This window comes from Micromonospora sp. NPDC005257 (genome assembly GCF_042872445.1).
Lineage (GTDB): Bacteria > Actinomycetota > Actinomycetes > Mycobacteriales > Micromonosporaceae > Micromonospora.
Window position 1 is genome coordinate 37011 of sequence record NZ_JBIAKL010000011.1, and the last position, 18742, is coordinate 55752.

Annotated in this window: 19 protein-coding genes and 2 pseudogenes; 10 read left to right on the forward strand and 11 right to left on the reverse strand. The window is 75.0% G+C overall.

Annotated features, from left to right (window positions below):
* Positions 1-178: 178 nt before the first annotated feature.
* The 6 genes from ACFYO8_RS22860 to ACFYO8_RS22885 form a co-directional block, all read right to left on the reverse strand.
* The gene (locus tag ACFYO8_RS22860) at positions 179-898 is read right to left on the reverse strand and encodes a WXG100 family type VII secretion target (RefSeq protein WP_387257509.1); all 720 of its coding nucleotides are present in this window, start codon (positions 896-898) and stop codon (positions 179-181) included.
* On the reverse strand, positions 895-1215 hold the full coding sequence (locus ACFYO8_RS22865) for a type VII secretion target (protein WP_354869629.1): 321 nt from the start codon (positions 1213-1215) through the stop codon (positions 895-897). The genes ACFYO8_RS22860 and ACFYO8_RS22865 overlap by 4 nt, the downstream gene beginning before the upstream one ends.
* Positions 1202-1603, reverse strand: coding sequence for a YbaB/EbfC family nucleoid-associated protein (locus ACFYO8_RS22870; RefSeq protein WP_354869627.1), 402 nt, complete (start codon positions 1601-1603; stop codon positions 1202-1204). The genes ACFYO8_RS22865 and ACFYO8_RS22870 overlap by 14 nt, the downstream gene beginning before the upstream one ends.
* 85 nt (positions 1604-1688) lie before the next feature.
* Entirely contained in the window at positions 1689-4565 is a 2877-nt protein-coding gene (locus tag ACFYO8_RS22875; protein WP_354869624.1) for an MXAN_6230/SCO0854 family RING domain-containing protein, read from the reverse strand.
* 160 nt (positions 4566-4725) lie between these two features.
* Entirely contained in the window at positions 4726-6093 is a 1368-nt protein-coding gene (locus ACFYO8_RS22880; RefSeq protein WP_354869622.1) for a pyridoxal-dependent decarboxylase, read from the reverse strand.
* A gap of 41 nt (positions 6094-6134) precedes the next feature.
* Positions 6135-8102: a BTAD domain-containing putative transcriptional regulator gene (locus ACFYO8_RS22885; protein WP_354869619.1), complete on the reverse strand. Its 1968-nt coding sequence runs from the start codon at positions 8100-8102 to the stop codon at positions 6135-6137.
* A gap of 100 nt (positions 8103-8202) precedes the next feature.
* Between ACFYO8_RS22885 and ACFYO8_RS22890 the strand changes: the two genes are divergently transcribed.
* Positions 8203-9081, forward strand: a complete 879-nt coding sequence (locus ACFYO8_RS22890) for an alpha/beta hydrolase (RefSeq protein ID WP_354869617.1) — start codon at positions 8203-8205, stop codon at positions 9079-9081.
* 50 nt (positions 9082-9131) lie between these two features.
* On the opposite strand, the gene ACFYO8_RS22895 is transcribed toward ACFYO8_RS22890, so the two are convergent.
* Positions 9132-9260, reverse strand: a complete 129-nt coding sequence (locus ACFYO8_RS22895) for a hypothetical protein (RefSeq protein ID WP_354869615.1) — start codon at positions 9258-9260, stop codon at positions 9132-9134.
* A gap of 101 nt (positions 9261-9361) precedes the next feature.
* Between ACFYO8_RS22895 and ACFYO8_RS22900 the strand changes: the two genes are divergently transcribed.
* The 3 genes and pseudogenes from ACFYO8_RS22900 to ACFYO8_RS22910 all read left to right on the forward strand — a co-directional run.
* Positions 9362-9490 (forward strand): response regulator transcription factor, encoded by a 129-nt coding sequence (locus tag ACFYO8_RS22900; RefSeq protein ID WP_387257538.1) that lies wholly within the window; start codon positions 9362-9364, stop codon positions 9488-9490.
* 66 nt (positions 9491-9556) lie between these two features.
* A complete protein-coding gene (locus ACFYO8_RS22905) occupies positions 9557-10525 on the forward strand; it encodes an ATP-binding cassette domain-containing protein (protein ID WP_354869613.1) in 969 nt (322 codons plus the stop codon).
* An 8-nt stretch (positions 10526-10533) separates the two neighbouring features.
* Positions 10534-10857 (forward strand): annotated as a pseudogene (locus ACFYO8_RS22910) (ABC transporter permease); the annotation flags it as partial.
* A 64-nt stretch (positions 10858-10921) separates the two neighbouring features.
* Here ACFYO8_RS22910 and ACFYO8_RS22915 read toward each other — a convergent pair.
* Positions 10922-11383, reverse strand: a pseudogene (locus tag ACFYO8_RS22915) (AAA family ATPase); the annotation flags it as partial.
* 225 nt (positions 11384-11608) lie between these two features.
* On the opposite strand from ACFYO8_RS22915, the gene ACFYO8_RS22920 reads away from it, so the two are divergent.
* From ACFYO8_RS22920 to ACFYO8_RS22935, 4 genes are all read left to right on the forward strand, one after another.
* The gene (locus tag ACFYO8_RS22920) at positions 11609-12397 is read left to right on the forward strand and encodes a TetR/AcrR family transcriptional regulator (protein WP_354869605.1); all 789 of its coding nucleotides are present in this window, start codon (positions 11609-11611) and stop codon (positions 12395-12397) included.
* A gap of 102 nt (positions 12398-12499) precedes the next feature.
* On the forward strand, positions 12500-12646 hold the full coding sequence (locus tag ACFYO8_RS22925) for a hypothetical protein (protein ID WP_354869602.1): 147 nt from the start codon (positions 12500-12502) through the stop codon (positions 12644-12646).
* Positions 12646-13929 (forward strand): putative sulfate exporter family transporter, encoded by a 1284-nt coding sequence (locus ACFYO8_RS22930; protein ID WP_354869599.1) that lies wholly within the window; start codon positions 12646-12648, stop codon positions 13927-13929. Before ACFYO8_RS22925 ends, ACFYO8_RS22930 begins: the two co-directional genes overlap by 1 nt.
* Before the next feature lie 133 nt (positions 13930-14062).
* On the forward strand, positions 14063-14374 hold the full coding sequence (locus tag ACFYO8_RS22935) for an NIPSNAP family protein (protein ID WP_354869597.1): 312 nt from the start codon (positions 14063-14065) through the stop codon (positions 14372-14374).
* A gap of 32 nt (positions 14375-14406) precedes the next feature.
* Here the strand turns inward: ACFYO8_RS22935 and ACFYO8_RS22940 are convergent, their stop codons facing one another.
* Entirely contained in the window at positions 14407-15417 is a 1011-nt protein-coding gene (locus ACFYO8_RS22940; RefSeq protein ID WP_387189945.1) for a helix-turn-helix transcriptional regulator, read from the reverse strand.
* A gap of 85 nt (positions 15418-15502) precedes the next feature.
* Here ACFYO8_RS22940 and ACFYO8_RS22945 point away from each other — a divergent pair, with 85 nt between their 5' ends.
* Positions 15503-16084 carry a DinB family protein gene (locus ACFYO8_RS22945; protein ID WP_354869593.1) on the forward strand — a complete coding sequence of 194 codons (582 nt, stop codon included), beginning with the start codon at positions 15503-15505 and terminating at the stop codon, positions 16082-16084.
* A gap of 31 nt (positions 16085-16115) precedes the next feature.
* Here ACFYO8_RS22945 and ACFYO8_RS22950 read toward each other — a convergent pair whose 3' ends face one another.
* Entirely contained in the window at positions 16116-17324 is a 1209-nt protein-coding gene (locus ACFYO8_RS22950) for a MalY/PatB family protein (RefSeq protein WP_354869592.1), read from the reverse strand.
* Positions 17325-17358: 34 nt separating this feature from the next.
* Between ACFYO8_RS22950 and ACFYO8_RS22955 the strand changes: the two genes are divergently transcribed.
* Positions 17359-17913, forward strand: coding sequence for a GNAT family N-acetyltransferase (locus ACFYO8_RS22955; protein ID WP_354869589.1), 555 nt, complete (start codon positions 17359-17361; stop codon positions 17911-17913).
* A 6-nt stretch (positions 17914-17919) separates the two neighbouring features.
* Here ACFYO8_RS22955 and ACFYO8_RS22960 read toward each other — a convergent pair whose 3' ends face one another.
* Positions 17920-18741: an MOSC domain-containing protein gene (locus ACFYO8_RS22960; protein ID WP_354869587.1), complete on the reverse strand. Its 822-nt coding sequence runs from the start codon at positions 18739-18741 to the stop codon at positions 17920-17922.
* Between the last annotated feature and the right edge of the window lies 1 nt (position 18742).

The following is an 18742-nucleotide window of genomic DNA, read 5'->3' on the forward strand; positions in this document are numbered from 1 at the left end:
CTCCCACCACTGGTCCTCGTGAGCATAGGCACGATCCTCGAACGCGATCGCCTCGTCACGGTCTCGGGGATACGGACGTCCTGCGCGGAGTTCCTCCACGTGGAACCGCTCATGCGCGAGCGTACGGGCCAGGTCCTCCTCGCTGTGGAACGCGTTCCGGCAGAGCATGACCGACTGGTCAGCCCTGGTAACTCCGTGAATCCCCGACCTTCCGCCGCAGACTGGCCAGCAACCCCCGCAACAACCGCGCGATCCGCGCCGCCCACGACGCCACGGTCGTCGTCACCTGCTCCACCACCAGCGGCGTAGCCAGCCCGGCCGTGGCGACCAGTTCGGCCGCGTACACGATCAGGCGGGACACGCAGGCGGCGATGGCGTCGCGCACCAGCAGCCGCACGGCCGCGACCAGGCCGGCGGCGCCCTCGGTGATCGCGGCCATCGCCTCGGCGCCTTGCGCCAGCCCGGTGACGGCCTGCTGCTGCTCGGCAGCCCAGCGGCGGTAGCCGGTGGCGGCGGCGCCGATCCAGCCGGTGACCTCGGTGCGGACGGCGTGGGCCAGCTCGGCGGCGTCGTCGTGCAGTGACGCGGCGACGTCGCGCCAGGTTTGCGCGTGCGCGGTGATCTCGGCGGGGTCACCGGCGAGCCAGTCGAGGGCCTCGCTGAGCGGCTTGACGTGTTCGATGAGCCAGGCGATGCCGTACTGGAGGAGGACCCCGGCCGGGTCGGACACGAGGGCGAGCGCGTCGAGGCCGGCGCTGACGACGCCGAGGCTGCCGTCGATCCAGCTGCCGTTGCGTACGCCCTGGGCGATGAGTTCGATGTCCTCGCAGATCCACACGCCGGCCCAAGGACTCGGGCCGGAGTCCGCCGCGGCGGCGACCAGCGGGTTAGTGGTCACCTGCGGTCCCGTACCCGGTCGAGCAGGTGGGCGGCGCGGCTGTCGGACGCGCGGTAGCGCTCGGCACTCGACCGGAGCTTCCCGGCGGTGTCCCGGACCGAGGCGGCGGCGGTGCCGATGCCGTCGGTCAGGCTCCGCTGGAGGCCGTCGAGCAGCACCGGCATGATCGCGCAGAGTTGCCCGTACGCGTCGGCACTGAGCCGGACATGCTGACCGGCCTGCCGCGCGGTGTCGATGCTCTCGGCGCGGCGGCCGAGGCGGGCGGCGTGCGCGGTCAGGTCGTCCGGGTTGACCTGGAGGCCGTCACCGGGCTGCATCCGGCGTGCCCGGATCGGGGCCGAGCCGTCGCCGGTGCGACTCGACTATCGCCGTCGCGGCCGGGTCGTCCGCGCCGAGCGTCTCGGTGGTCGCCTCGATGAGCCGCCGCAGCAGGTCCGCCCGCGCGTCCCGGGTGACCGCCAGGATCTGCCGGGCGGTGTGCGCGGCGGAGTGCTGCCGGACACGCTCGTCCAGTCGTACGTCCGTGGGCAGCCCGGACGCGTCGACGGTGACCTCGACCAGCCCGTCGGCGCTGCGGGCGATGCCGGTCAGCGCCTGGGTGCGGGCGGACAGGTCGCGGGCGCGCGCCGCCCGGTCGGCCAGCGACGACTCCCAGTCGTCGAGCCGGCGTGCCGCCGCGTCCAGCGCGTCCTCATCCGCCCACATGGCCACCCTCCCCAAGGGACCTGATGGCCGGCACGTTACCAACCCGTCGCGCTGCGTACTGCCCCGTGCGTCGGCGGTGCGCGCTTCAGGACGCGGTCAGCAGGGCGAGCAGGCCCGCCGGTGACGTGGCGGTCCAGGGCTCGTCGGGTGTGCCGGTCACCGTCAGCGCGGTGGAGCCGGCCCGGACCGGGCCGGCGCCGGCCACCCGCCGGAGCCGGTCCGGATCGGTCGCGCCGGCCAGGACCCGCAGGCCCGCCAGGTCGGGCAGGGCGCGGAGGGCGCCGGTCGGCGCCCCGGCGGCGGCACGCAGGGCGTCCACGTCCGTCCCGGTGTCGCTCCAGGTGCCGTCGCGGTGCGCGACGAGCACCCGGTCGGCGCGGCCGGCGGCGTGCCAGGCGAGCAGGTCGAACACAGTGGTCCGGTGCCCGTCGAGGAAGTGCTGCCACTGCGCGGCGGCGGCCAGGGCGAGCTGGTCGCCGTGCCGACCGACGTGGTGGCCGTACCCACGGCCGGGGAGGGTCAGGTCGGTCCACAGCAGCCGCCGGGCGTGCAGGTCGACCACCAGCGGCAGCAGCATGCGGGCGTTCCCGCGCAGGTCGAACCGTTGCAGGACCCGGGCCCCGTCGAACTGCTCGCCACCTCGCATGGGGAGCATCACGCCGGCGAACGCCTCGTCGAGGGCCTGGAACGGCACGGAGTTGAAGCTGAACACCAGCGGCACGGCGTACCGTGCGCCGCGTTCGACCAGCCGCTGCAGGTGGAGGTCGAGGAACTCGGTGGCGCCGAGTGGGGCCGGGGCGGAGGTGAGGTCCCCGGAGTGGACGGCGGCGCTGCCGGCGTACCGCAACGCGGTGAAATCGCAGTGCCCGAGCCGCGCCCAGTCCCTGTCGAAGAACACACAGGACAGGTCGAGGTCGACCCGGACGTCGGTGGGCTGCGCCCAGTGCAGGAACAGCCGCAGCACGTCGGCGTCGGGCAGCGTCCGGAGACTGCCCCGGGGCCAGCCGGCGAGCTGGTCGGAGCCGGCGCGTTCACGCACCGGCGCGGGCACGTGGACCAGGTCGGCGTCGAGCACCGCCACGGCGTACCGGTCGAGCCGGCGGGCCCGGCGGGTCAGCTCGTCGTCGACGAGTCGGCGGACCGGTTCGACGGTCGTCGGCGGCAGGGCGACCCGCCGCTCCGGCTCGCTCCAGGTGGTCGCCACGTCGCCGCGGGGGAAGAAGACCCGCCGTGGTACGCGCAGAAGAACCCGATTGGCGGGCTCGGCCAGGGCGTCCACCCGCTGCGGCTGCCCGCCCGCCGGTGGCGACGCCGGCGGGCCGACGCGGTGGCGACGCACGGCGTCGCGGATCATCTGCATCAGGCCGGTCGTGACCACCGGCGCCGGACGGGTCGCCGCGACGGCTCGGGCCGCCACCCGGGCCCGTTCGACCGCGGCGATGTCGGCGTCGGCCGCCCGGACCGTCCCGGCGCGGCCGGCCAGCTGCGCCGCAGCCGAGGCGAGCACGCCGGTGGACACCCGCGCGGCGGTGGCGCGCAGCGCGGCCAGCACCTCGCCCCGGGCCGACTTGTCGTCGCCGGCGGTCCGCAGCAGGTGGTCGAGTCGCCGCCACAGGTCGCCCGGGCGTTCGGTGAGCAGCCGCGCGGCGCCGGCCGCGTCACCGTCGGCCAGGGCGGCCTCGACGAGCGAGGCGTGGGTGCGCAGCCGCACCGACACCCGCCCGTCGGGATGCTCGGTGAGCCGGAGGTGTCGGGGTTCCCGGGCGCACGCCGCCACGATCGCCGCACCGAGCGTGCCCGCCCGCTCGGTGCGGGTGCCGCGCAGCGCCGCGAAGGCCACGGCCGCCGCCGGGTGGGCGGCCGCCTGTTCGTACGGGTGCAGCCGCTCGCCGAGCCGTTTCCACACCGTGGCGTGCCGGTGCAGGTCCTCGGCGGCGTCCGCCGCACCGCAGTCGTCCAGGTGCGCCAGGACCGCCCGGCGCAGCGGACGAGGCAGGGCGCGGACCCGGGGGGTCGGCACGGTCACCGCCGGCTCGCCCGGAGGTCGCCATCCGGGTTCGTCCTGCGGCGCGGGCCGGACCAGGCCGGGATCTCCCCCCGAGTACGCCCACAGCGTCCGCGCCGCGTCCGTGGCGGTCGACCAGCGCAGCCGTGCCGTCGCCACCACCTCGGGGTAGCCGGGGCGCAGCGCCGCCGCGTGCAGCGCCCACGCGATGACCGTCGCCAGTGTCTCCCGGGCCGGCACCACCTCGGGCAGCCAGTGCAAACGGCCGGGCGCGGTGGCGTCGACGAGCACCTTGAGGTCGGCCCGGTCGGCTTCGCTGAGCGGGGTCGCCCGCGTCACCAGGTCGTCGCGGAGCCGGCGCGCGGCACCCATCGGGTCGACCTCGTGCCCGACCAGGCGCACCGGCAGCGGGGTCGCCGACGCGGCGTCCCTGACGGACGCACGACGGGACGCCGGGGGAGCGACGACGGGCAGGTAGGTGTTGTCCGGTGCGATCCGCCGCCCGCAGATCGGGCAGGCGGTGAACTGCTCCGGCGGGAAGCAGGCCGGGCAGACGACGTGCCCGCACGGGTCCAGCGGCGCCCCACCCACCTCCCGGCCGCACAGCACGCACGGCGCGTCGGGCACTGCGAACAGGTGGGTGAGCACCCGTCGGACGTAGATTGCGTCGACGTCGTGCGGCGTATTCGGGAACGAACGGTAGAGCGGGAGCATCGGACGGTCCGCGCCGACCATGTCGTCGACGGCCGCCAGCAGCCAGTCGGCCCAGCGGACCCGCAGCGACGCGTGCAGGCCGGACGCGGCGACCCGCAGGTCGTGCTGGAGCACCCAACCCCGGTCGGCGAGGTCCGCCTCCAGGGCCCGCACCCACGCCGGCCCGTCCGGCGGTGGCGTGGCGGCGGGGATCGCCGGCACCCGACCGGTGCGGCGCAGCACCACGACCGCGAGTGCGTCCACCGGTGCCGCCTCCCCGTTGAGTGAGGCGGAGGGCGGAGAGTCGCGACGCTAGAATCCATCAGAAGAGAGAAGGAAGCACCGCGGGGAGCCGCCCACCGCGTACCGGATCATACGGACCGACGGCGACCGTCTCAGCCCCCTCTTCCGCCGGCCGCGCCTCTCAGCCGGCGAGCCGGCGGATCACCGCCACCGACCGGTCCACGTCCGCCTCCGTCGTGGTCGCGTTCGACACCGAGATCCGCATCAGCCGTCGTCCCCGCCACGTCGTCCCGCCCACCCAGCAGGTCCCGTCGGCCTGCACCGCGGCCACCACCCGGTCGGTGCGCGCGTCGTCGCCGAACCCGACAAGCACCTGGTTGAGCACCACGTCGTTCACCACCTCGAACCCGGCCGCGCTCAGCCCGTCGCCGAACCGGCGAGCCAGCGCGCAGCACCGCTCCACAAGCGCGGCGACGCCGTCGCGGCCCAGCTCCCGCAGGCCCGCCCAGGCCGCGAAGCCACGGGCCCGGCGGGAGGACTCCGCGGTCAGGTCCGCCCCTGCCGGCACGCCGCCGGACCCCACCAGGTACGCGGCCGTGTACGACATGGCCGCCGCGTGCGCGTCGGGCCGGGCGCAGAACGCGAACGCCGTGTCGTACGGCAGGTTCAGCCACTTGTGACCGTCGCAGGCCCACGAGTCGGCCAGTTCCACCCCGTCCACCAGGTGCCGGATGCCCGGACTGGCCGCCGCCCACAGCCCGAACGCGCCGTCCACGTGCGCCCAGCCGCCGTACCGGTGGATGAGGTCGCAGGCGCGGCGCAGGTCGTCGCACGCGCCGGTGTTCACGTTGCCCGCCTGCAGGCAGACGACGGTCGGGCCGGGGCCGGCGTCGCGCAGCGCCACGGCCAGTGCGTCCGGGTCGATGGCACCCTGCCCGTCGGTGGGCACCGGGCGTAGCGCGTCGGTGCCGAGGCCGAGCAGGCGCAGCGACCTGTCGACGGTGGCGTGCCGTTCGGCGCCGGCGAGCACCCGGACCGGGGGTGCGCCGCGTAGGCCGTACCGTTCCACGTCCCACCCGGCGTCGGCGAGCACCTGGTGGCGGGCGGCGGCGAGCCCGGCGGTGTTGGCGGCCTGCCCGCCGGTGACGAACCCGACCGACGCGGTGGCCGGGATACCGAGCAACTCCTTGAGCCAGGTCCCGGCGGCCGTCTCGGCGGCCACCGCGGCGGGGGAGGTGACCGCGTTGAACGCGTTCTGGTCCCACCCGGCGGCCAGCATGTCCGCGGCGGTGGCGGCCGGTGACGCGCCACCGATCACGAAGCCGAAGTAGCGCGGCCCGGCGGTGGCGACGAGTCCCGGTTCGGCGGCGGCCACCAGCTCCGCGAGCACCTGCTCGGGCGGGGTGGGCGCGTCCGGCAGCGGGACGGCGAACGCCTTGTTCAGCGCGGCCTGGTCCACGGGTACGCCGACCGGCCGGTCCGGCAGCGACAGCCGGTAGTCGGCCGCGTGGTCGGCGGCGTGCCGGAACAGGTGCCTCAGCTCGTCCATCGCCGCACCCTAGCCGAGGGCGCACTCCATCCGAGCTGCCCTCATGAACGGTCCTGACCATCGGTCACCCCGAGTGCGGCGTCGAGGCGGTCCAGGTGCGCGGCGACCGGCCCGACGGTGAGCAGGCCGCTACCGGCCCCGGCCACCTCGTGCGCCGCCGGGGCCAGCGCGACGCGGGCCCGGCGCATCGCGTCCCGGTCGTCGAGCGCCACGGCGGCCCGGCCGGTCAGGCACCACAGCGCCTCCAGCAGCAGGTCGTGCGGCGGCGCCGGGGTGCGGCGCAACGCCCTCGCGGCCTCGCCCCGGCGGCCGGCGGCGAGCAGCAGCAGCGGGCGGGCCCACGGCGCGTACGGGCCCCAGTCGGTGTCGTCGGGGAAGGCGGCCGGCCGGTCGTGCCACACCCGCAGGCACAGCAGCGTCAGCGGCGGCAGTCCGCGTTCCACGCCGGGCATCCCGCAGCCGGCCAGCCCGGTCGCCCACGTCAGGTACGCCGCCTCCGCGTCCGGGTACGCGGCGCCGGTCGCGGCGGTCCGCATGGCCCGGTAACCGCCCGTGAACACGCCGACCAGCGGGCTCTCGTGCCGGGCGGCGAGCCGGTCCGCCGCGTCGGCGTGCGCGTCGGCGGCGGTGAAGTCGGCGTGCGCGCTGCGCGCCTGCACCCGGATCAGGTGCCCGAGGATCTCCACTGTGGCCAGGCCGTGCCGGGCCGCGAGCGCGACGAGTTCGGCACCGATCGCGTCGCGCCGAGCGGCCAGTCCGGCCTGCTGGAACGTCTGCATGTACAGGCCGTTGAGCGCCTGGGCCAGCAGCGCCGGGTCGGCCACCCGCCGGGCGATCGCCTCCGCCTCCCGCGCCGCCTCGGCCGGGCCCGGCGACGCCGTACCCCGGGACTCGATCGCGACGGTGGCCAGCAGCCGGGCGCGGGTCGCCTCCGGCGCGTCCGGGCCCAGCCCGGCCAGGGCCCGCTGCGCTGCCGTGACCACCCGGGCCGCCTGCGCCGGGTCGTCCGAGCGGGTCCAGATCGCGGGTACGTCGTACCCGCCGATCACCCGCGCGGTGAACTCCGGGTCGCCCAGTTGCTCGGCCGCGCTGATGGCCGCCTCGCGCTGGCCCCGGGCGGCCTCCAAGCCGCCCGGCCCGGTCACCGCGAGGCTGCGCAGCATCCCGACCGTGGACTCCAGCCGGGCCCGCGCGCCGGGCACCACACTGCGCTCGTACGCGGCGGCGGTCTCCGCCCAGACCCGTGCCGGGCCGGTCGGCTCGGGTTCGGCCTGGCGCAGCAGGTCGGTCTCCAGCCGCCGCAGCCGCGGTCCCGGGTCGAGTCCGAGCTGGTCGCGCAGCAGCTCCCGGGCCCGGCGCAGCACGGCGAGCGCGTCGGCCTGCCGCCCGGCGCGATAGAGCGCCGACGCCAGCAGCGCCCACCCGTCCTCCCGCCACGGATACTGCGCGACGTGGGCGTCGAGATCGGGCACGGCGTCGGCGGCCCGGTCCAGCGCCAGCAGCGCCTCGGCCCGCCGCTCCACGGCTGTCAGCCGGATCTGGTCGAGGCGGGACCGTTCGGCGTGCGCCCACGGCTGGTCGAAGTCGGCGTACGCGGGCCCGCGCCACCAGCCCAGCGCCTCGTCGAGCCGGTCGAGCGCGGCCCGGGGCAGCGCGTCGGCGACAGCGGCGACGGTGTCCTCGAACCGCCAGGCGTCGACGCTCTCCGGTTCGGCGCGCAGCGCGTACCCCGGTCCGCCGGTGACCAGCAGCCGGGCCGGCTCGCGTGGCGGACGGTGCGGTTCCAGGCGGCGGCGCAACGCCGCGACGAACGTGCGGACCGCGCCCACAGCGCCGGCCGGCGGGTCGTCCCACAGGTCGTCGACGATCTGCCCGACCGGCACGGTCCGGCCCCGGGCGGCGACCAGCCGGGCCAGCACGGCCCGGTGCCGGGGCCCCTTCAGGTCGACCGGCGCACCCGCGTCGTCCCAGGCCGTGACCGGACCCAGCACACCGAAACCGACAGGCACCGACCCCTCCTCGACCCGGTGGTCACCGTATCGCGCTCATCGGCTGCTCATCGGGCGCCGCCACGCTTGACCGGTACGACGAGACGAAAGAGGGATCAAGATGAGCACCGCCATCGCGGGATTCGACTACCAGCGCGTTCCGGTCGCCGAGGGTGTGGCGCTGAACGTGGCGGTGGGAGGCTCGGGCAGCCCGGTCGTGCTGCTGCACGGCTTCCCGCAGACCCACCTGATGTGGCGGCACGTCGCCGCCGACCTGGCCGCCGAGCACACGGTGATCTGCCCCGACCTGCGCGGCTACGGCGCCAGCGACAAGCCGGCCGCTGCCACCGAGGACACCTACAGCAAGCGGACCATGGCCGCCGACGTGGTGGCGCTGGCCCGCGCGCTCGGACACGAGCGGTTCGCGCTGGCCGGGCACGACCGGGGCGCCCTGGTGGCGGTCCGGGCCGGCCTGGACCACCCGGACGCGGTCACCCACCTGGCGTCGCTGGACGTGCTGCCCACCCTCGACATGTGGGACGTCCTGCACGGCGCCTCCGCGTCGGTGGCGTTCCACCTCTACCTGATGGCTCAGCCGCCCGGCCTGCCCGAGCAGATGATCGCGGCCAGCGCCGACGCGTTCTTCGGGTACTTCCTCGACGCCTGGGCCGGTGACCCGGCGGTCATGCCGGCGGAGGTGCGCGCCGAGTACCTGCGGGCATCCCGGGAGGCGGTCGACTCGATCGTCGCGGACTACCGGGCGTCGGCCGGGATCGACGTGGCGCACGACCGGGCGGACCGGGACGCCGGGCGTCGGCTGGCCATGCCGGTCACCGTCATCCAGCAGGACTGGGGCGCCGCGCTCGGCTACGACGCGGCGGCGGTGTGGCGGGCCTGGGCCCCGGACCTGGAGCACCGCACCACCACGGCCGGTCACTTCATGGCCGAGGAGGCCCCCGGCGAGATCGCCGAGGCGCTGCGCGCGCTGCTCAAGCGATAGGTACGGCGGTCCGGGCGCGGCTCGCGCCCGGACCGTCCGCCCTCGTCCGCTCAGCCGGCCCGTCTCCGGACGTGCCACAGGCCGAACGCCGCCAGCAGACCGGCCGCGCCGAGGTGGAGCGCCAGTTCGATCCACTGGAACGCCCAGAACCGGCGGTTCGGCTGGTAGGCCAGGTCCACGTGCAGGTCGAGCCCGCCGAGGCAAACCGCGGTGTCACCGAACGTGCCGGTGGCGCCGGTGCGCGGCGGGTCACGGAAACAGGTGCCGCACCAACCTGGAGATCGGCGCGGAGCTGTTCATCTCGCTGAGCACCGTCAAGAGCCACGTCTCCGCGGTGCAGACCAAGCTCGGCCTGCGCAACCGCACCGAGATCGCGGTCTGGGCCTGGGAGCACCGCGTCGTCGACTGAAAACGTTGGCGCACGACATACCGTACGTTGTACGTTAGTGCCCTCGTCGACGGAGGGGGCACAGACGTGGAACACGCGATCCTCGCGGAGGGCCTGCGCAAGCGGTACGGGGACACGGCCGCGCTGGACGGATTCGACCTGCGGGTGCGACCGGGCACCGTGTGCGGGCTGCTCGGCCCGAACGGCGCCGGCAAGACCACAGCCGTACGCATCCTGGCCACGCTGCTGCGCTTCGACGCCGGACGGGCCGAGGTCGCCGGCTTCGACGTGGCGGGGCAACCCGACCAGGTGCGCCACCGCATCGGCCTGGTCGGGCAGCACCCGGCCGTGGACGAGGCGCTGAGCGGGCGGGAGAACCTGGTCGTCTTCGGCCGCCTGTTCCACCTGGACCGGGCCGGGGCGAGGCGGCGCGCGACCGAACTGCTCGACCGGTTCGGGCTCGCCGACGCCGGCGGGCGGCCGGTGCGCACGTACTCCGGTGGCATGCGCCGCCGCCTCGACCTGGCGGCGGGCATGATCCTCGCGCCGTCGGTGCTGTTCCTGGACGAGCCGACCACGGCGCTCGACCCACGCGGGCGCAACGAGGTCTGGGAGGCGGTACGCGACCTGGTGCGCGGTGGCACCACAGTGCTGCTAACCACGCAGTACCTGGACGAGGCCGACCAGCTCGCCGACCGTGTCTGCGTGCTCGACGCCGGACGGGTGATCGCCGAGGGCACCCCGGACGCGCTCAAGTCCCGCCTCGGCGGCGACCGGATCGAGCTGGTCGTCCGCGACGCCGCCGACCTCGCCACCGCAGCCGGGCGGCTGCGCGCCGTCGCCGTTGCCGAACCGGCCCTCGACAGGGACCGCCGGGCGGTCAGCGCCCAGGTCGGCGACCGGGCGAGCGCGCTGACCGAGGTGCTGCGCGCGTTGGACGCCGACGGCGTGGGCGTGGTCGACGTCGCGCTGCGGCGACCCACACTGGACGAGGTGTTCCTCCAGCTCACCGGCGTTTCGTCCGCCAGCCGGACCGGCATGGAGGTGACCGCGTGACCGCGACCGTGACCCCGGCCCGGCGGCCGTCCCTGGCCACCGACGGCCTGACCCTGACGGGGCGCGCGCTGGCGCACTGGCGGCGCGAGCCCGGCCCGCTGATCGGCTCGCTGGGCTTCGACATCCTGATGGTGCTGATGTTCGCGTACCTGTTCGGCGGCGCGCTCCAGGTGCCCGGCGGGGGCAGCTACCGCGAGTTCCTGATGCCCGGCATGTTCGCCATGACCATGGTCTTCGGCATCAGCATGACCACCATGGCGGTCTCGGCGGACCTGGACCGCGGCGTCACCGACCGGCTGCGGTCCATGCCGGTGTCCCGGCTGGCCCCGCTGCTCGGCCGCGCGGTCGCCGACCTGATGTTCGCGGTGGTGACGCTCGCCGTCATGCTGCTCCGCTCCACCGGTAGCGGCGGCGGCTGGCCAGGCCCATCGGGTCGGCGTGGGTCGCGCCGAAGAACGGCTCGGCGGCGGGGGAGCGCCAGTCCAGCAACAGCCGGCCGCCCGCGCCGTCGGTCAGGCCGAGCCGACCCACGTACACCGGTCCGGCGCCGTCCGCGCCGACCATCCGGCCCAGGCACAGATCCAGGCCGTAACGGCGCAGCGTACGCAGGCGCGCGCTCAACCGCCGGACCTCCTGGTCCCGGTCGACCGCCTGCCGGCCCCGGCCGCCCGCGGCCCGGCGCGTCTCGTCGAGCCGGTCGGTCAGCTCGGCGATCGAGCGGCGCAGGCTGTCCGCGATGGCGGCGAAGTGCCGCTCGTCGGCGGTGATCAGTTTCGGGTCGGCCTTCGCCGACAGACGCTCAGGAAGATCGAAAACGCTCGTGGTGGGCAGGTTCAACTCGTCTCCGATCACGGGCACGGCCGAGCCTCCGCTCTTCGCGGCTCTTTCGAATGCCTCGGCAATGGGTTACGGCCGGCAATTGTGCGCCCTTACCCGGGTCTTGCGGCAAGACCGGGGGTGCGCTATATGTTGGTAGTGGCGGGAGAACCCGCCATTCTTTTTGCGCGAACAATTCTCGGGCCGCCCTTTTCCGGCGTCCCGCCGACGGCCGGTGACCGGCGTGGTCGGTAGGATGACGGCACCATGTCGAAGGAGCGCCGGCGCAAGGCCGATCCCGCCCGCAGCCTGGCCCTTCTCTGGCGCACCCGGGAGCCGGCCAGCCGGGGCGCCGGTCCCGCCCTCAGCGTCGAACGGATCGTGCGCACGGCCGTCGAGATCGCCGACGCCGAGGGCATCGACGCGCTCACCATGCGCCGGGTCAGTGAGGCGCTCGGCGTCGGCACCATGTCCGTCTACACGTACGTGCCCGGTAAGGCGGAACTGCTCGACGTCATGGTGGACACCGTCCTCGGTGACCTCCCGCGCCCGGCCGACGTGCCGGGTGGGTGGCGCGGCCGGCTGGAACGCATCGCCCGGGACAACCTGGTGCTCTACCGGGCCCACCCGTGGCTGCTGCGCGCCGAGACCACCCGGCCGGTGCTCGGCCCGAACGTGCTCGCCAAGTACGACTACGAGCTGCACGCCGTCGCGGACATCGGGCTCGACGACGTGGAGATGGACGCGGTGCTCACGCTCGTGCTGGGGCACGTCAAGAGCGCGGCCCGGGCCGCCCTGGACGTGGCCGAGCTGGAACGTGAGACCGGGATGACCGACGACCAGTGGTGGCAGACGCACGGGCCGTGGCTGGAGAAGTTCATGACCGCCGGCAGCTTCCCGCTCGCCGCGCGGGTCGGCACCGCCGCCGGCATGGCACACGGCGCCGCGTACGGACCGGACCACGCCTTCGAGTTCGGTCTCCAGCGGGTGCTCGACGGCATCTCGGTGGTGGTCGCCGAACGTGCGGCGGGCGCGGAGCGTGGAGAGGCCTTGTAATCCTACTGGTTAAGTAGGAAACTCCTTCCATCGGGCAGCCGCTTCGGTCACCCCTCGCCTCCGGCTGCCCTCCGTCGCCCCCGCGCACCCGAAGGACCCCCCATGAGCAACGCTTCCACGCCACCCGAACCGCCGACCTCCGGCAGTTCGCGGCTCGCGTTCAACGAGGACTGGGCCGCCACGATCCTCGGCCTCGCGCTGCTGCTCCTGGTGCTGGCCGGCGCCATCCCCGCCGGGCTGGTGCCGTGATGGCCGGCGCACCGGAACCCGCCGGCTCGGCCGCCGCCCAGCCGCGCGCCGCCGCTCAGCCGTCCACTGTCGTCGAGCCGCGCACCGCCGCCCCGGCCGCCGGGAGCCCTCCGGCCGCCGGGAGCCCTCCGGCCGTCGGGGCCGCGACCACGACGGACCGGCCGTCCGGAACGCCCTCGGACGCCACGCCGCCTGCCGACCTGCGCTCCGGCGCGTTCTGGGCGTGGACCGCCCTGGGCCTGCTGGTGGTGCTCGGCCTCGCCGCGCTCACCCGGTATCTGGAACAGAACGTGCCGGTCTGGGCCGAGGGCAGCGCCGTCGAGGACGTCGCAGCCGCCGTCGAGTACCCGGTCTACGCGATCCTGCTCGGGCTGCTCGGCAACGCCGTCGTCACCGTGACCGGCCTGCGTGAGCGGATCTCCGCGGCGTTCCGTACCGAGTTCTTCATCAAGACCGGCCTGGTGCTGCTCGGCGCCTCGATCAACCTCGCCGTCATCGGAAGCGCCGCCGGGCCCGCCATCGCCCAGGCGCTGCTGCTGATCAGCGGCGTGTTCCTGTTCACCTGGTGGCTGGCCGGACGGTTCGGGCTGGACGAGAAGCTGCGGGCGCTGCTGGCCTCAGCCGTGTCGATCTGCGGGGTCAGCGCCGCCATCGCCGCCGCCGGAGCGGTCCGGGCCCGCCGGGAACAACTCGCGTACACGGCCAGCCTGGTCATCGCATTCGCGCTGCCGTCGATCTTCCTGCTGCCGTGGCTGGCCGACGTGCTCGGCCTCTCCGACGCGGTCGCCGGCGCCTGGATCGGCGGCAACATCGACACCACAGCCGCGGTCACCGCCGCGGGCGCGCTCGCCGGTGAGGACGCGCTGCAGATCGCCAGCATCGTCAAGGTCACTCAGAACGCGCTGATGGGCGTGGTCGCGGTGGCGCTCACCGCGTACTTCGCGCTGCGGGTGGAGCGCCGCCCGGACGCCCCGCGCCCCGGCCTGGGCGAGCTGTGGCGCCGGTTCCCGAAGTTCGTCCTCGGTTTCGTAGCGGCCTCGGTGATCGCCACCTGGTACCTCGACTCGGCCGGAGCGGACGGCAAGGCCACCATCGCGATCGTCACCGACCTGCGGGTCTGGTTCCTCATCCTGGCCTTCGTCAGCATCGGTCTGGAGGTCCGCGTGTCCTCGCTGCGCGAGGCCGGCTGGCGGCCGGTGACGGTGTTCGCCGCCGCCACCGTGTTCAACCTGGTGCTGGCCCTCGGACTGGCCTCGGTGCTGTTCCACGGCTTCACGGTCTGACCCGCCCCGCCCGCACCTGGAGGAACACCGTGACCGAGCCCGCCGACACCCCGGTCGATGCCGACGTCGACGCGCTGCTCGGGCACGGCCGGCCTGAGCGCCGGGCCGGGACCGGCGTCGCTATCGTGGCCGCGTGATCACCTGCGTCGTGCACTACACGATCGACCCCGCACAGATCGACGCGTTCGAGCGGTTCGCCCGCACCTGGATGCGGCTGGTGGCACGGCACGGCGGCGTGCACCACGGCTACTTCCTGCCCGCCGAGGGCGCCAGCGACCAGGCCGAGGCGCTGTTCAGCTTCGAGAGCCTGGCGGCGTACGAGCAGTACCGGACCCGGTTCGGAGTGGACCCGGAGTTCGTCGCCGCCGACCGGATCCGTGAGGAGTCGGGCTGCGTGCTGCGGTACGAGCGCACCTTCATGCGCCCGCTCCTGCCCACCGACTGACACCCGGCACGCGGGCGCAGTGGGAGGCGCGGTCAACCGCTGCGCGGCGCGTCCGGGGTCTGTGCGGCGGCGGCGTAGCGGCGGGCCAGGCGGGCGAACGCCTCCCGCAGCTCCGGCGGCCCGATCACCTCGATGTCGGCGTCGTAGCGGCCGAGCACGGCGGCCAGCCCGGCCCACGACCAGCCGCCGAGCACCAGCCGGCAGCGGTCCGGGCCCAGCTCCTCGACGATCCCGTCGCGGGTCCACGCGGAGGCCGTCCGGGCGGGCAGGTCGAGGATCACCTCGCCCCGGCAGGGCCAGTCACCGGGCCCGGTGGCGCCCTTGAACCGGCCGGCGACGTACGCGGCCACGTCCCCGCCGGGCAGCTCACGGGGCGTGAAGCGGGGACCGGTGGGCGTACGCGGGCTGATCCGGTCGACCCGGAACGTGCGCCAGTCGTCGCGGTCGAGGTCCCAGGCGACCAGGTACCAGCGCCCACCCCAGGTGACGAGGTGGTGCGGCTGCACCCGGCGCGGCGGCCGATTCGGATCCGGGGGCGCGGCGGACACCGACTCGTAGTCGAAGCGCAGCTCCTCGCGGGCGTGCACGGCGGCGCTCACCGTCATCAGCAGCTCCGGTTCGACCCGGTGCCGGGCCGGCGCGTCGGCGCGTTGCACGTCGACCACCCGCAACGCGTCGACCCGGTGCCGCAGCCGTGCCGGCATCACCTGCCGGACCGTGGCCAGCGCCCGCGCGGCCGCCTCCTCGATGCCCGTCACGCCGCCGGCGGCGGTCTGCAACGCCACCGTGAGGGCGACCGCCTGCTCGTCGTCGAAGAGCAGCGGCGGCAGCGCCGAACCGGCGCCCAGCCGGTAGCCGCCGTCCGGCCCCTTGGCGCTCTCGATCGGATAGCCCAGCTCGCGCAGCCGGTCGACGTCGCGGCGCACGGTACGCGGGCTGACCCGCAGCCGTTCGGCGAGCAGCGATCCCGGCCAGTCCCGTCGCGCCTGCAACAGGGACAGCAGCGAGAGCAGTCGGGCGGAAGTCTTCGGCACGACACGCATTCTGCCGCGAGAAGAGGACACTTCCTGACCGCTATGCCTGCGAGGGTGGACCCGTACCGATCAGGACCGGAAGGAACCGATGACGATGACCGGCACCACCACCACGACCCCCACCACCCTGGACGCCGAGCGGGCCGACCTGCTGGCCGAGCTCGCCGACGCCCGGAACATGCTGATCAACACGGTGCGCGGCCTCACCGACGAGCAGGCCGGGCAGAAGCCCACAGTCAGCGCGCTCTGCCTGGGCGGGCTGATCAAACACGTCGCGTCCACCGAGGAGGCGTGGCTGCGGTTCGTGATCGAGGGCCCGTCGGCGATGTCCTTCGCCCTGCCCGAGGGCGTCACCTGGGAGGACTTCATGTCCGGCCAGGCCCGCGAGCTGCCGCAGTGGGCGATCGATCGGGGGCGGGACTTCCAGATGCTGCCCGAGGACACGCTGCCGGCCATCCTGGACCGGTACGCCCGCATCGCGGCCCGTACCGAAGAGGTCGTCGCCGGCGTCGAGGACCTGTCGGCGACCTGGCCGGTGCCGGAGGCGCCGTGGAGCGAGCCGGGCGCGGTCCGCAGCATCCGGCGGGTGCTGATGCACGTCATCGCCGAGACCACGCAGCACGCCGGGCACGCGGACATCCTGCGCGAGACCATCGACGGGCAGACCACCACCTGAGCCGGCCCGCAGGCCGGCGCCGGGCGGGCGGTCAGGCGGCCGCCGCCCGGCCCATCCGGGCCACCGCCTCGGTGAGCACGGCGGGGGAGGTGGCGAAGTTGAGCCGCACGAAGCCGGCCCCACCGGCGCCGAAGACGTGCCCGGAGCTGAGCGCCACCCGGGCCCGGTCGAGGAACATCCGCGCCGGCCCGGCCAGGTCGCTGGCCACCCCCGGCCCGTCTCCGGCCTCGGTGGGTACGCCGAGGTCGCGGCAGTCCAGCCAGGCCAGGTACGTGCCCTCGGGCGGCCGCCACGACACAGCGGGCAGGTGTTCGCTCAGCAGTGACCCGAGCAGCGCCCGGTTCGCGTCCAGGCCGTCGAGCAGCCGGTCCAGCCACGGACCGCCGGCCCGGAACGCGGCGGTGTGCGCGAGCACCCCGAGGTGGCTGGGACCGTGGCTGACCTCCTCCGGCATCCGGGCCAGGTCGTCCGCCGCGTCCGGCCCGGCGACCGCCAGCGCCGCCTTGAGCCCGGCCAGGTTCCACGCCTTCGACGCCGACACCAGCGCGAACGCGTTCTCCGCGCCCGGCACCGTCAGGTACGGCGTGAACCGGGCGCCGGGCAGCGCCAGCGGCGAGTGGATCTCGTCGGCCACCACCCGTACGCCGTACCGGGCGGCCAGCGCGGCGACTGTGGCCAGCTCGTCGGGGCGGTGCACCACACCCGTCGGATTGTGCGGGTTGCACAGCAGGAACGCCGGCCGGTCGCCGAGCGCGCGGGCACGCCGGAACGCCTCCTCCAGCGCTGCGGGGTCGAGCCGCAGGTCCGCGCCGAGCGGCGCCTCGAGGACCTGCCGCCCGGCGTTGGTGACGAACGCGTAGAACGGCGGGTAGACCGGGGGAGTGACCACCACCGCGTCACCAGGGCCGGTGACCAGGCGCAGCACCTCGACCGTACCCATCATCACGTCCGGCACGAGCGTGGTGCGGCCGACCGGGAAGTCGGCCCAGTCCCACCGCTGCGCGGCGAACCCGCCGACCGCCTCGGCGTACCCGGTGCCGTACGAGTAGCCGGTGTCGCCCAGCTCGACGGCCCGGCGCAGCGCCTCGGCCACCGGCGGCGCCAGCGGCACGTCCTGCTCGGCCACCCACAGCGGCAGCACGTCCGGCGGGTGCAGCCGCCACTTCACGCTGGTGCGCTGTCGCAGCTGGTCGAGCGTGAGCTGGGTGAGCGGGTTGCCCTCGTCGGCGGAAACGGCCATGCGTCCCACCCTAGGCGGCACCTACCATCGCCCGATGGCCCACCCGGCGTACCCGCTGCGCACGTCCCGGCTGCTGCTGCGCCCGGTGACGCTCGACGATCTCGACGACGTGCACGCCTGGCAGCGCCGCCCGGACGTGGTCCGCTGGATGCTCGGAGCCTGGCCGCGTACCCGGGAGGAGTCGCGGTTGTCGGTCGCGGCGATGGCGGCGGAGGACGCGCTGCGCGCGGAGGGCGACTGCCTGACCCTGGCAGTGGTCGGCGATGCCCGGGTGATCGGCGCGGTGGAGCTCGTCTGGCGCAGCCGGGTCGACAGCACCGCCGAGCTGGGGTACGTCTTCCACCCCGATCACGGCGGCCGAGGGCTGGCCACGGAGGCGGCCGGCGCGCTGCTGGACTGGGGTTTCGGCGAGTTCGGGCTGCACCGGGTGATGGCCCGTTGCCACGCGGACAACGAGCCGTCGGCCCGCCTGATGGCCCGGCTCGGGATGCGGCGGGAGGCGCGGCACGTGCGCAGCTACCGGTTCCGGGGCGGCTGGGCCGACCAGCTCGTCTACGCGATCCTGGCCGACGAGTGGCGGTCCCGCTGAGCCGGGTCAGGACACGGCGACCGAATCGCCGACCCGGATCTCGCCGGTGGTCAGCGGGACCAGGCGGATGCCGAACCAGGTCTTGCCGTCGTGGCGCCGGTGCCGGGCCAGCGTGCGGATCGGCTCCTTCCCGCTGGCGAGGGTCTCCGGGTCGATCAGGGTCACCGAGCAGCGGTCGCAGCGTTCGGACACCCGGAAGTCGACGGCGCCGATGCGAACACGCGTCCAGCCGTCCTCGGCGAACGGCTCAAACGGCCCGTCCAGCACCACCGTCGGCCGGAACCGGGCCATCGCCAGCGGCTCCGGGGCCGGCTCGCCGCGCTCCAGCGCGCCCTCGACGATCCAGTCCCGCAGCCGGCGCAGCGACGGCGCCGTGGCGAGGAGCAGCGGTCCGGCGTCGGACAGGTTGAGCGGATCGTCGGGGCCACCGCCGTGCTCGGCCGACATCGGCCGGCGGCGCGGATCGTCCAGCCAGGCCAGCCGCACCGGACGGCCCAGCCGCGCGGAGAGCCAGTCGTGGGCCCCGGCGGGAGCGAGCCGGACCGTGTCCAACCGGGACACGTCGGTGGCGACCGGCGATCCGTCCACCGGTTCGGCGACGGTGAGCGACGCGCCGTCGCGGGCGGTGAGCATGACCGACCCGGGTCCGGGCGCGGCGGTCAGGCCGAGCAGGTCCGGCAGGGCACTCGACGTCAGTTTGCCGCCGTCGGGGCGCAGCAGCAGCCAGCGACGGTCGTGCCGCAACCCCCACGGCTCGACCACGGCCCGGTCGACGTCGGCGCCGCCGAGGGACTTGACCGGATACAGGTGCGCCGAGGCGAGCCGCATC

Coding starts and splice junctions, on each gene's coding strand:
- ACFYO8_RS22865 (WP_354869629.1), bottom strand. CDS start 1,215: ATGCAGCCCGGTGACGGCCTCCAGGTCAACCCGGACGACCTGACCGCG.
- ACFYO8_RS22870 (WP_354869627.1), bottom strand. CDS start 1,603: ATGTGGGCGGATGAGGACGCGCTGGACGCGGCGGCACGCCGGCTCGAC.
- ACFYO8_RS22880 (WP_354869622.1), bottom strand. CDS start 6,093: ATGGACGAGCTGAGGCACCTGTTCCGGCACGCCGCCGACCACGCGGCC.
- ACFYO8_RS22890 (WP_354869617.1), top strand. CDS start 8,203: ATGAGCACCGCCATCGCGGGATTCGACTACCAGCGCGTTCCGGTCGCC.
- ACFYO8_RS22920 (WP_354869605.1), top strand. CDS start 11,609: ATGTCGAAGGAGCGCCGGCGCAAGGCCGATCCCGCCCGCAGCCTGGCC.
- ACFYO8_RS22925 (WP_354869602.1), top strand. CDS start 12,500: ATGAGCAACGCTTCCACGCCACCCGAACCGCCGACCTCCGGCAGTTCG.
- ACFYO8_RS22930 (WP_354869599.1), top strand. CDS start 12,646: ATGGCCGGCGCACCGGAACCCGCCGGCTCGGCCGCCGCCCAGCCGCGC.
- ACFYO8_RS22940 (WP_387189945.1), bottom strand. CDS start 15,417: ATGCGTGTCGTGCCGAAGACTTCCGCCCGACTGCTCTCGCTGCTGTCC.
- ACFYO8_RS22945 (WP_354869593.1), top strand. CDS start 15,503: ATGACCGGCACCACCACCACGACCCCCACCACCCTGGACGCCGAGCGG.
- ACFYO8_RS22950 (WP_354869592.1), bottom strand. CDS start 17,324: ATGGCCGTTTCCGCCGACGAGGGCAACCCGCTCACCCAGCTCACGCTC.
- ACFYO8_RS22955 (WP_354869589.1), top strand. CDS start 17,359: ATGGCCCACCCGGCGTACCCGCTGCGCACGTCCCGGCTGCTGCTGCGC.
- ACFYO8_RS22960 (WP_354869587.1), bottom strand. CDS start 18,741: ATGCGGCTCGCCTCGGCGCACCTGTATCCGGTCAAGTCCCTCGGCGGC.